This window comes from Microbulbifer agarilyticus (assembly GCF_019800665.1).
Taxonomy (GTDB): Bacteria; Pseudomonadota; Gammaproteobacteria; order Pseudomonadales; family Cellvibrionaceae; genus Microbulbifer; species Microbulbifer agarilyticus_C.
This window is the reverse complement of sequence record NZ_JAHVKO010000001.1, coordinates 735,991-747,949: the sequence shown is the minus strand read 5'-3', so window position 1 is coordinate 747,949 and position 11,959 is coordinate 735,991. Positions and strand designations below refer to the sequence as shown.

At 55.4% G+C, this 11,959-nt stretch carries 7 protein-coding genes; 4 read left to right on the top strand and 3 right to left on the bottom strand.

The annotated features are described in order from the left end of the window. The 3 genes from KUV22_RS03080 to KUV22_RS17460 all read left to right on the top strand — a co-directional run bounded on the left by KUV22_RS03080 (position 1) and on the right by KUV22_RS17460 (position 5,507). On the top strand, positions 1 to 843 hold the full coding sequence (locus KUV22_RS03080; RefSeq protein WP_222228278.1) for a DMT family transporter: 843 nt from the start codon (positions 1 to 3) through the stop codon (positions 841 to 843). Between the two features lie 182 nt (positions 844 to 1,025). Further along, on the top strand, positions 1,026 to 3,257 hold the full coding sequence (locus KUV22_RS03075; protein ID WP_222228276.1) for an acyl-CoA dehydrogenase: 2,232 nt from the start codon (positions 1,026 to 1,028) through the stop codon (positions 3,255 to 3,257). 21 nt (positions 3,258 to 3,278) lie between these two features. Beyond that, positions 3,279 to 5,507 (top strand): acetyl-CoA hydrolase/transferase C-terminal domain-containing protein, encoded by a 2,229-nt coding sequence (locus KUV22_RS17460; RefSeq protein WP_222228275.1) that lies wholly within the window; start codon positions 3,279 to 3,281, stop codon positions 5,505 to 5,507. A gap of 31 nt (positions 5,508 to 5,538) precedes the next feature. On the opposite strand, the gene pta is transcribed toward KUV22_RS17460, so the two are convergent. The 3 genes from pta to KUV22_RS03055 form a co-directional block, all read right to left on the bottom strand. Further along, a complete protein-coding gene (pta, locus tag KUV22_RS03065) occupies positions 5,539 to 7,680 on the bottom strand; it encodes a phosphate acetyltransferase (protein ID WP_222228273.1) in 2,142 nt (713 codons plus the stop codon). 3 nt (positions 7,681 to 7,683) lie between these two features. Next, positions 7,684 to 8,949, bottom strand: coding sequence for an acetate kinase (locus KUV22_RS03060; protein ID WP_222228271.1), 1,266 nt, complete (start codon positions 8,947 to 8,949; stop codon positions 7,684 to 7,686). Positions 8,950 to 9,168: 219 nt separating this feature from the next. After that, a complete protein-coding gene (locus KUV22_RS03055) occupies positions 9,169 to 10,767 on the bottom strand; it encodes an isocitrate lyase (RefSeq protein ID WP_222228269.1) in 1,599 nt (532 codons plus the stop codon). A gap of 174 nt (positions 10,768 to 10,941) precedes the next feature. Between KUV22_RS03055 and KUV22_RS03050 the strand changes: the two genes are divergently transcribed. Further along, positions 10,942 to 11,877 (top strand): LysR family transcriptional regulator, encoded by a 936-nt coding sequence (locus KUV22_RS03050; RefSeq protein ID WP_222228267.1) that lies wholly within the window; start codon positions 10,942 to 10,944, stop codon positions 11,875 to 11,877. Positions 11,878 to 11,959 lie beyond the last annotated feature (82 nt).

The window sequence follows — 11,959 nt, the reverse complement described above, 5'->3', positions numbered from 1 at the left end:
TTGGCAATATCGGATTCAATTTTATTTTCTTTAGTCCTTCTATCCGCACTTGCGCACGCTGTATGGAACGCAGTCGTTAAACATAGTGGAGAAGCGTTTCTACAGCTCGCAATGATCCGAAGCGTCGGTCTCTTTGCAGGCATTCTACTTGCGACACAGCTACCACTGCCTGCAAAGTCTTCACTGATCTTCCTGATTGGTGGCGCCTTATTCCAATACCTCTATTTCTTTCTTCTGTCGCGTTCTTATCATGCGCTCGATTATGGTACCGCTTATCCCATTGCGCGCGGAGTAACGCCGCTGATGGTGGCAAGCGCTGCGCTGGTTTTTCTCGATGAATCGCTTGAGCCCATGCAGATCGTGGGGGTTTTGCTGGTCAGCTGCGGCATTTTTGCGCTAATCATGAAAGAACTGCGGGTAAGTTCCGCTGGGATCTATTATTCGCTGGGTACTGGTATTGCTATTACCGGCTACACCACATTGGGCGCTGCAGGGGTACGTACTGTAGAGAACCCCTGGAGTTTCGTTGCCTGGCTTGAAATTCTTTCTGGTGGCGGGGTAATTGTTGCTGTCCTGCTAACACGCCCGCTAAAGGGCCTGGCATTTGCGCGCGCGAATTTTTTACGCAGCTCTCTATCCGGCGTGTTGGCGACGAGCGGGTTCGGCATAGCACTGTGGGCGACTTCGCTGATGCCGGTGGCGGCGGTCGCGGCAACACGAGAGGTAAGCATCCTCTTCGCGTCACTAATCTCTGTGTTTTTGCTGAAAGAGCGCCTTTCTATCCGTCGTGTCTGCGGCGCACTGATTATCTTTTGTGGCATTGGCGCTCTAGCCCTTGCCTGATCGGCGCCAGCACACTGTTCTGAGTATGTCTTTGGCCCTTGCCGGCCGACAGATTGCCTATAGTTTCAATGACTTCCTCGAATGCGGACGAGGCCCGATGGCGGTATACCCGTCACCCGGCATAACTCCAGTTCACTAACTCAAGATCACCAAATTGTAACGGCCCTTCCAAAGGACAAATAATGAGCAGTTTGCGTCAGAAGTGGGTAACCGCGCCCTTATTAAACTGGATTAAGAAAGTATTGCCGCCAATCTCGGACACCGAGCGCGAAGCCATGGAGGCGGGCGAGGTATGGTGGGACGCAGAATTGCTCTCCGGTAAGCCCGACTGGGATCAGTTACTCAAAATGGGGCAGCCAGAATTAACCGAAGAAGAGCAGGCATTTATCGACGGCCCAGTGGAAGAGCTGTGCAAAATGGTCGACGACTGGAAGGTGTCGTATGAAGACCACGATATTTCGCCGGAAATATGGGATTTCCTGAAGAAACACCGCTTTTTCGGCATCATCATTCCGGAAGAGTTTGGCGGCCTCGGGTTTTCACCTACCGCGCACGCACAAATCGTAACCAAGATATCAACGCGTAGCACCAGTGTCGGGGTAACGGTAATGGTGCCGAATTCGCTGGGGCCAGGTGAGCTGTTGATGGCCCACGGCACCGATGAGCAAAAGCGCCATTATCTACCGCGCCTTGCCGATGGCCGCGACATCCCTTGTTTTGGCCTCACCAGCCCAGAAGCGGGTTCCGATGCAGCAGCGATGGTGGACAATGGCGTCGTCTGTTACGAGACCTACAAGGGTGAGAAAACTCTGGGTATGCGCGTCAACTGGCACAAGCGGTATATCACGCTTGGCCCGGTTTCCACTGTCCTGGGGCTCGCTTTCAAACTCTATGATCCGGACCATATTCTCGGCGATGAAGAAGAGCTCGGTATTACCGTGGCACTGGTGCCTACCGATACCGAGGGCGTAACCATCGGTCAGCGCCATCTTCCCGCGATGCAGGCGTTCATGAATGGTCCCAACTGGGGCAAAGACGTATTCATTCCCATGGACTGGATCATCGGAGGCCAGGAAAACATAGGTCACGGCTGGCATATGTTGATGAGCGCGCTCGCCGCAGGACGTGGCATTTCGCTGCCGTCACTCTCCACCGGTGGCGCCAAGCTCGCCGCGCGCACTACAGGCGCCTATGCCTATGTACGTGAGCAGTTTGGTATCTCTATCGGCAAATTTGAGGGCGTGCAGCGGCGCCTCGCGGAAATCGCCGGTATTGCTTATGTACTGGATTCTGCACATAAGACCACCACGCGCGCCCTCGACCAGGGCCGCAAGCCCGCAGTCATCTCGGCAATTATGAAAGCGCACGCAACCTTCGGTCTGCGCCAGTCGATCAATGATGCCATGGACATCCATGCGGGCAAGGCGATTATTGATGGCCCTTCAAACTATCTCGGTAACGTTTACCGGGCTGTGCCCGTTGCGATTACCGTCGAGGGTGCAAACATCCTAACGCGCAGTCTGATGATCTTCGGGCAGGGGGCTATACGCTGTCATCCCTACCTGCTGCAAGAAATGGAGGCGGCGACCAATCCAGACCACGATGCCGGGGTAAAAGAACTGGATGCACTACTTCCGAAACACTTCATGTTCCAGCTGAAAACATTTGCCCGCGCAGTATTTCATGGCTGGACCGGTGGCCTGTTTGCCAGCAGCCCCAAGGGGGTTGGCGATGCGGCCAAATACTACCGGCAGATGAACCGCTATTCCGCGGTACTCACGCTGGTTACTGAAATCTCCCTCTTATCACTGGGTGGTGAACTCAAACGGAAAGAAATGATTTCCGCGCGGCTCGGGGACGTATTGAGTGATCTCTATCTCATGAGCTGTGCGCTCAAGCGCTTTAATGACGATGGCAGCCCGGACAGCGACAGGCCATTACTGGAGTTTGCGATGCGTTCGGGCTTCCACAACATTGAGGTCAGCCTGATCGAGGTGTTCCACAATTTCCCCATCCGTTTCATCGGCCAACTGATGCAGTTTCTCACCATGCCGTGGGGACACAGTATCCGCGATGCTTCTGATCGGCAGGCCAAAGCCTGCGCTGACTTGATTATGGTGCCTTCCGAAACGCGCGAGCGGCTTACCGAAGGTGTCTTCCTGGGTAACCCGGGTGATGGTATCGATATCGTCGAGCAGGCATTTGAGCTCAGCCATGCGACCGCCGATATCCGTGAAAAAATGAAAAAGGGTGGGGTGCGCGCACTCAGTGTGAAATCCGTCGAGGAAGCGCTGAGCAAAGGGTTGATTAATGAAGAAGAGGCCACTGAGATGAAGCTCACCGCCGAGGCCGTTGACAAGGCGATTCAGGTAGATCACTTCGATTCCCTTGGTGGCCAGAAGACAACGGGCTGAAGTAAAAGCGGGGTCTTCATCGTGCAATCAACGAAAGAGCCTGAGTCCTTCGACGAGGTGGAAGCCTGTGTCGATGCCGTGCTCGAGCGAGTCGGTAAGCACATCGTGCTGGGGCTTCCACTGGGGATTGGCAAAGCCAACCATTTCGCGAACGCCCTTTACGCCCGTGCCGAAGCCGATCCGCGTATTTCCCTGACCATATTTACCGCATTGACGCTCGAGCGGCCGGCAAGTGGGAACGAACTGCAGCGTCGTTTTGTCCAACCCTTGCTGGACCGCCTCTATAGTGACTACCAAGATCTTGCCTACAATCAGGCCCGGCGCAAGGGGCTGCTACCGCGTAACGTGGAGGTGTGTGAGTTTTTCATGCAACCGGGGAGCATGCTCAATGTAGCGAGTGCGCAGCAGGATTATGTCAGCACGAATTACACGCTGGTGCCGCGTGATCTTTTAGACCGTGGTGTAAATGTTGTCGCGCAAATGGTGTCGCCGGCCATCGACTCCAGCAGTGACTACAGCTTAAGTAGCAACCCCGATCTCACCTTGCCACTACTGGCACTCGCTGAAGCGCGTAACCATGGCCCAATCGTTGTTGTTGGGGAGGTCAATCCGCGCTTGCCGTTTGTTGGTGGTGATGCGCGGGTGAGTGCGACCCTGTTTGATTTTCTGCTGGAAGGCGATGCTTTTGAGCAGGAAATTTTCCCCGCGCCCAATGCACCGGTCCGGATTACCGATTACGCCCTCAGTTTCCATATCGCCAGCCTGGTGAAAGACGGAGGCACCTTGCAGGTGGGCATCGGCGCGCTCGGTGATGCTATCTGCCACGTACTCCGCCTTCGGCAGACACATAACCAGGAGTTCAGCGATATCCTGCACGCCTTGCAGTTCGAGCTTGATGCCACGGCGAGCAGTATACCTGCCGAATCGAGTCTTTTTACGCAGGGTATTTATGGAGCCAGTGAGATGGTTCCGGAGGGATTCCTGCATTTGCGACGTGCTGGGGTGATGAAGCGCAAGGTCTACCAGGATGCCGCACTCCAGTCACTGCTGAACTCAGGTGTCGCTTCTGACTGTGCATCGGAGGAGCTATTGCTCGCGCTGCGTAACAGCGGGCGGATTCAGAGCCCATTAACCGAAGAAGATACAAAATTCCTCCAGGACATGGGCATCATCGACCCATCCTATAGCTGGCGTGGCCATCGCTTCCTTGATGAGGGCGGCGAATTGGAGGAGTGTGACCTGCACAGTGCAGCGGGACTACAAAAGTTGCTCGGCAGCGTCGCAGGCAAGCCAATTTCTGGCGGCACCTGGCTACATGGGGGGTTCTATCTCGGTTCTACCAGCCTTTACCGTGAACTTCGAGAAATGGATCCGGATGAGTTGGCCGGTATCAATATGACCGGCATCGACTACATCAACGCGCTGGAAAAACAGCGCGAACTGAAATGTGTACAGCGGCAACATGCTCGATTCGTAAATTCGGCAATGATGGTAACCCTGAACGGGGCAGTGGTTTCCGATGGTTTGGCTAACGGTAAAGTGGTGAGCGGGGTAGGCGGGCAGTACAACTTTGTCGCACAGGCGCAAGAATTGCCAGGTGCGCGCTCTATCATCGCCTTGTCCAGTACCCGTACAACTGGCGGTCGCGTACAAAGTAATATTGTCTGGGAGTACCCGAACTGCACCATACCACGGCACTTGCGCGATATCGTGGTCACCGAGTATGGCATTGCCGATCTGCGCGGCAAGACGGATCGGGACGTAATCGTCTCAATGATTTGTATCGCGGATAAACGGTTCCAGCGAGAGCTGCTCGCCAAAGCGCGGGCTGCTGGTAAGGTGGAGCGAGGCTTTAAAATTCCCCCTGCCTACCGGAACAACACACCGCACCGGCTTCAGGCTATCTTCGAGCAGGGACACAGACCCGCACTACTGCCATATTATCCCTTGGGTACAGACTTTACCGCGCAGGAAGCGCAATTGGCGGTCGCCTTGCAGAGCCTGAAAGAAGCCGGGCGCAATATCTTCAGCTACTGGCCGCTACTGCGCAAAGGCCGTGATATTGCCAAACATCGCCTCGACGAATTCCCTGCGGTACGCGCCTGCCTCGAGCGTTTGGGCTTTGATGGTAGCGACGATTACCACCATCGCCTACTTGCATATCTGGTTGCCGGTGCATATGCGAAATTCTTTGACGATAAGCGTGCGCTCGGAGATACCGCCGAGATCACCGACACAGCGGCTCCTTGAAGGTGCCTCGTTGAAGCACTTCGAAAGTTAGCTAGCTTTTTAACTGGCTCGCCTGAATGGCCGTGAGGGCTATGGTGTAGATGATGTCATCCACCAGTGCTCCGCGGGAGAGGTCGTTAACCGGTTTGCGCATTCCTTGTAGCATCGGCCCAATACTGATGAGATCCGCACTGCGCTGCACGGCCTTATATGTGGTATTACCGGTATTCAGGTCCGGGAAGATAAACACCGTGGCGCGCCCGGCAACCGGGCTACCCGGTGCTTTCTTCTTCGCCACGTTTTCCATTACGGCCGCGTCATATTGCAATGGCCCATCGATCGCCAGATCCGGCCGTTTTTCTTTGGCGATTCTGGTGGCTTCTCGGACCTTCTCCACATCACTGCCGGAGCCGGATGATCCCGTCGAGTAACTGATCATTGCTACCCTCGGTTCAATACCAAAGGCTTCTGCGGAGTCTGCTGACTGTATGGCGATGTCCGCCAGTTCTTCCGCGTTCGGGTCCGGGTTGATCGCGCAGTCTCCGTATACAAGAACCTGGTCTGGTAGCAACATGAAAAATACCGACGACACCAGGCTCGCGCCGGGTGCGGTTTTAATCAGTTGCAGAGCAGGGCGGATGGTATTTGCGGTGGTGTGTACGGCCCCGGATACCAGGCCATCTACCTCGCCCTCGGCCAGCATCATGGTCCCGAGCACCACATTGTCCTGAAGCTGCTCTTTGGCGACGATTTCAGTCAGCCCCTTGTTTTTGCGCAGTTCCACCATGGCATCAACGTATTTGTTGCGCGTATTGTCTGGATCAATGATCTCAACCTTATCCGCAAGCAAAATACCCTGCTGTTCCGCCACGCGATGAATTTCCTTGGGGTCGCCAAGTAGCACTGGGCGGGCGATGCCGCGCTCGGCACAGACCAGTGCGGCCCTTACCGTGCGGGGTTCATCCCCCTCCGGAAGTACAATACGCTTGTTGGCTCGCCGTGCCAGCTCGGTAAGGTGGTAGCGGAATGCCGGGGGAGAAAGACGCTTGGGCCGGTTGGAGTCGCGCGCCAGGGATTCGACCCAGTGGTTGTCCAGGTGACCGGCAATAAAATCCTGCACCTTTTCGATTCGATCAAGATCGTCGGTGGGCGTCTCGGTATTAAATGACTGGAGCTGCAGTGCCGTCTGCCATGTATTGCTCTCGACCAAAATCACCGGCAACCCCGTTTCCATAGCAGGTGCGCACAGTTTTCGTACCTGTGACTCGATCTGGTAGCCACCGGTTAACAGCAGACAACCAATCTTGATGCCGTTCATTGCTGCGAGGCAGGCGGCTACGATGACATCGGGACGGTCACCGGATGTGACCAGCATTGAGCCGGGCTCGAAGCGATAGATCATATTGCCCAGTGAGCGTGAGCAAAAGGTGACACTGCGCAGGCGGCGAATATCCAGCTCGCCATAGTTGATGATTTCTGCCTGAAAATGTTCTGCAAGATCTTTTGCCCTGGGCTCCACCAAATCTGCATTCCAGGGAATACAGCCAATAATTGGCAGCGGGCTTTTGCCGAACAGTGCGAGAATTTCGAGGTTGCCACGTCGTACCCGAGAACCCTCAAACACACCATTAATGTCCGCACCCGGGGAGTCGGGCAAATGCGAAGGGGCACCGACCTTGTTTACGATGCAGCCAACCACTCGCTGGGCGCTGCTACCGCCAAAGGTCGTCATCGCGACCTCAAGCCGGTCTTTTAGCTGTTGGGTGGAGTCCATGTCGGGGCACACCACCAGTATTACTTCCGCGTCCAGTGTCTTCGCAATGTGTAAATTGAGCAGGTTGGCAAACTGGTTTTCCGCGTTGGGAACCAGACCCTCCACAATCGCTACATCCGAGCGACGGGCCTGTTCGCTGAAGCGCCCGAGAATATCTTCCATTAAATCCGCGAGATCGTCGTGACCAATCATCGATTCCGCATGCTTCATGCTGAACGATTCCGGAACCTTTAAGTTTGACGCGGTGCGCAGGATCTCATTGCTGCGATCGCGGTTTCTCTCGTTCTTGACGGTTTCCGCGATCGGCTTGTAGAAACTGACGCTGACACCATCCCGCTCCAACGCGCGTAAGGTGCCCAAGCTGACCGAGGTTATGCCCACGCCGGAACTGATTGGGACAAGCATAATCGTACGGGCCATGGACTAGGAGCCTCCAGCCGGCTGGCCTGAAGCGGCTGAATTACCACTGGCGATTATCTGTGCGGCGTCCCGTGCGATCACCCATTCTTCATTAGTGGGAATGACCAGTACTTTAGGTGTGGTAGTGGTACCGGATGGTGGTTCAATTGCGCCTTCTGCGCCAAAGCGCATTTCCAGGTTTCTCGTCTCGTCTACCCGGTAGCCAAGGCCATTAAGTCGGTTGAGCACATTTTCGCGAATAAATGCAGAGTTTTCTCCAATGCCGCCGGTAAACACCAGCGCATCCACGTGCGACAAAACTCCATGGTAGGAAGCGATATATTTCGCCAATCGATAGCAAAAGATTTCAAGTGCCAGCTGCGCCCCCTGATGGCCCTCTGTGGCAGCTTGCTCCAACGCCCGACAGTCATTGCTGAGCTGAGAAATACCAAGCAACCCGCTCTTTTTATTGAGGAGGTCATTGATTTCCTTCATACAGTAATCGAGGCGCACACCGAGATGCAGTAACAGACCGGGGTCGACGTCACCACAACGGGTGCCCATCACCAGGCCTTCCAGCGGGGTTAGCCCCATGCTGGTATCGACACTTTTTCCCGCCTGAATCGCGGCGATGGATGCACCATTGCCAAGGTGCGCGGAGATGATGTTTACATCCGCTTTGGCTTTGCCCAGCAAGTCGGCTGCACGCTCTGAAACAAAGCGATGGCTGGTGCCATGCATTCCGTACCGGCGAATGCCGTGCTCTTCATAAAGCTCGTAGGGAAGGGCATAGATGTATGCCTGACGGGGCATCGTCTGATGGAACGCGGTGTCGAATACGGCAACCTGGGGGAGCCCGGGAAATGCCTTGGTGGCGGCCTCAATGCCCTGTAAATGCGCGCTGTTGTGCAAAGGTGCCAGGGCAACACAGTCCTGTATCGCACTGATGACCTGTTCATTAATCAGTACGGAGTGTGAGAATTTTTCACCACCGTGGACAACCCGGTGGCCGATTGCCGCAACATCCGCCCGCAGGATGCCCCCGCCGGAAAGGATATTGGTTACAACAAACTCGATTACTTCGGTGTGTTTCGCTCCTACAGGTAGCGCCGCGCTGTGTTTCTCGCCATCAATTTTCCAACTGACGCTAGGCACGCTGTGACCGAGTGAATCACCCAAACCACTAAGGCTAGCGTTGCCATTACGTGGGTCAATCAACGCAAACTTGAGCGAAGAGCTACCACAGTTGAGGACGAGAACTTGGCCACCATTGGCGCGCTTGTTAGGCATACAAACAGCACAAAATTACCTAGGGCGTGCCATAAGCCTAGTTCAATTTTGCGCCAGCGGTGCTTTGATACGGTAGAAAATAGGCGTGGAGAGCGCTGCCCATGAGTGGGTTTCCGAGGTGTGTGCGGATCGTTGAAAGATATTACGGGCAAAAAAAGGGGCCGCAGAGCGGCCCCAAAAGTGAGTGAAACGATTCTCAGGGATAGTTTCGAGATCGACTCATCCAAATTGGTTCATGGTGTTGTCTTTACCGGCAGCTTTCAGCGCGGCATCACCAGCAAAGTATTCTTTGTGGTCATCACCCATGTCGGAGCCGGCCATGTTCTGGTGCTTAACGCAGGCGATACCCTGACGGATTTCCTTACGCTGTACACCAGCCACGTAACCCAGCATGCCTTGCTCACCGAAGTATTCTTTGGCCAGGTTGTCGGTAGACAGGGCCGCAGTGTGGTAAGTCGGCAGGGTGATCAGGTGGTGGAAGATGCCCGCTTCACGCGCAGCGTCTGCCTGGAAGGTACGAATCTTCTCGTCCGCCGCCTGAGACAGCTCGCTATCGTCGTACTCTGCGCTCATCAGGTTGGCGCGGTCGTAGGCAGACAAATCCTTACCTTCTTCTTTCCACGCGTCGAATACTTGCTGACGGAAGTTCAGGGTCCAGTTGAAGGACGGGCTGTTGTTGTATACCAGCTTCGCGTTCGGTACCTGCTTGCGGATCTCGTCCATCATGGCGCCAATCTGACGAACATGTGGCTTCTCGGTTTCGATCCAGATCAGGTCGGCGCCGTTCTGCAGGGAGGTAACGCTGTCGAGGATACAACGCGCTTCACCGGTACCTTTACGGAACTGGAACAGGTTGGAGGCGAGACGCTTGGGACGCAGCAGCTTGCCTTCACGGTTGATGATCACATCACCGTTGCTCAGGTCAGCAGCGTCAACTTCTTCGCAGTCCAGGAAGCTGTTGTACTGGTCACCCAGGTCGCCCGGCTCATTGGTAACAGCGATCTGCTTGGTCAGGCCGGCACCCAGGGAGTCGGTGCGGGCAACGATTACACCGTTGTCTACGCCCAGCTCCAGGAACGCGTAACGTACGGCGCGGATCTTGGCCAGGAAGTCTTCGTGAGGAACGGTTACTTTACCGTCCTGGTGGCCACACTGCTTCTCGTCGGAAACCTGGTTCTCGATCTGGATACAGCAGGCACCGGCTTCAATCATTTTCTTCGCCAGCAGGTAGGTCGCTTCCGCGTTACCGAAACCGGCGTCAATGTCGGCAATGATCGGCACAACGTGGGTTACATGGTTGTCGATCTGGTTCTGGATCGCTTTCGCTTTTACTTCGTCGCCGGCGTCACGGGCAGCGTCCAGCTCGCGGAACAGGCCACCCAGCTCACGGGCATCTGCCTGGCGCAGGAAGGTGTACAGCTCTTCGATCAGTGCCGCAACAGAGGTTTTCTCGTGCATGGACTGGTCGGGGAGGGGACCGAACTCACTGCGCAGCGCAGCAACCATCCAGCCAGACAGGTAGAGGTAGCGACGGTCGGTATTACCTTCGAAGTGCTTCTTGATAGAAATCATCTTCTGCTGACCGATGAAACCGTGCCAGCAACCCAGAGACTGGGTGTACTTGGAGCTGTCCTGGTCGTAAGCCTCCATGTCCTTGCGCATGATGTTCGCGGTGTAACGCGCGATATCGAGGCCGGTCTTGAACTGGTTCTGAAGACGCATACGGGCCACAGATTCCGGGCTGATTGCATCCCAGGTGTTGCCGTTGGTTTCGCACAGCTTGGCGGCTGTTTGGATCTCGTTAGCGTAAGTAGACATTGCGATATTCCCTCTATCGGTGACTGCGAATAGGTTGTGCGTATCGTAGGAGTGCTGGCATAATTTGGCTAATTTATTGTCATTATTCTCACTATCCAAGTCGTGAATACATGGCAAGACCTCGTACAACGCTAAATAAACCAGCGGCTGACAAGCCCGATAGAGACTGTGCTGATGAATCTCGAACGTGCCGACCTGAACCTACTGGTGTACCTGGATGTGCTGCTACGCGAGCGCAATGTGACCCGAGCGGCGAGCCACCTGGGTCTCTCGCAACCGGCTATGAGCAATGGACTCAAACGCCTGCGTGAGCTGTTCGGTGACCCTCTGCTGGTGCGTACCCGCGAGGGAATGATGCCCACCGAGCGCGCCATGGAGCTGCAACCCATGGTACGGGAGGCACTGGCGGCTATTGATCAGGTCATCCAGCCAAACCGGGATTTCAACCCCATTGATGCCCGTCGTACCTTCCGCATCATGGCCAGTGACTACGCGGAGTCCACGTTGATTCCACCGCTGCTGAAGCAATTGCGCGTCAGTGCGCCTGGTATCAGTCTAGACATAATGACGCCAAGTGATGTGAGCTTTGTTGATGTGGAGCAGGGCAAGGTCGATATGGTCATCAACCGCTTTGATTCCATGCCTCAGAGCTTCCACCAGGCGACGATCTGGAGCGATACCTTTTCTTGTGTGATGCGCGCGGATAACCCCATTCTTCAGGACTACAATCTGGAGAGCTATCTCGCGTCACAACATATCTGGGTGAGTAAAACCGGGATGGGCGTTGGCGTTGGGGTCAATCCAGAAGATGTACAGCGGCTGGGCTGGGTGGACGAGGCCATTGGCCGGCAGGGGCGCAAGCGCGACATTTCGGTGTTCACGCGCCACTACCAGGTTGCCATGCTGCTGGCGGAACAGAGCGACCTGATCGTTACGGTACCGACGCGCATGGCTCAGCTTGCGTCCAGCAATCCCCGTGTGGTGCTGCGTGAGCCGCCAGTCAAGATACCGCTGCTGGAGCTGAAGATGGCATGGAGCCCACTTCTGCAACAGAGTGCGCCACACCGCTGGATGCGCCGTTTGATTCTCGATGTAGGCCGACAACTGTAGTCAGGCGGCCGCCCGAATACATTTGGTGAATAGCGAAGATTCCACCTATAAATTAGCGGCATGGTGCTCGCCCTGTTTAGAA

Coding starts and splice junctions, on each gene's coding strand:
- KUV22_RS03075 (WP_222228276.1), top strand. CDS start 1,026: ATGAGCAGTTTGCGTCAGAAGTGGGTAACCGCGCCCTTATTAAACTGG.
- pta (WP_222228273.1), bottom strand. CDS start 7,680: ATGGCCCGTACGATTATGCTTGTCCCAATCAGTTCCGGCGTGGGCATA.
- KUV22_RS03060 (WP_222228271.1), bottom strand. CDS start 8,949: ATGCCTAACAAGCGCGCCAATGGTGGCCAAGTTCTCGTCCTCAACTGT.
- KUV22_RS03055 (WP_222228269.1), bottom strand. CDS start 10,767: ATGTCTACTTACGCTAACGAGATCCAAACAGCCGCCAAGCTGTGCGAA.
- KUV22_RS03050 (WP_222228267.1), top strand. CDS start 10,942: ATGAATCTCGAACGTGCCGACCTGAACCTACTGGTGTACCTGGATGTG.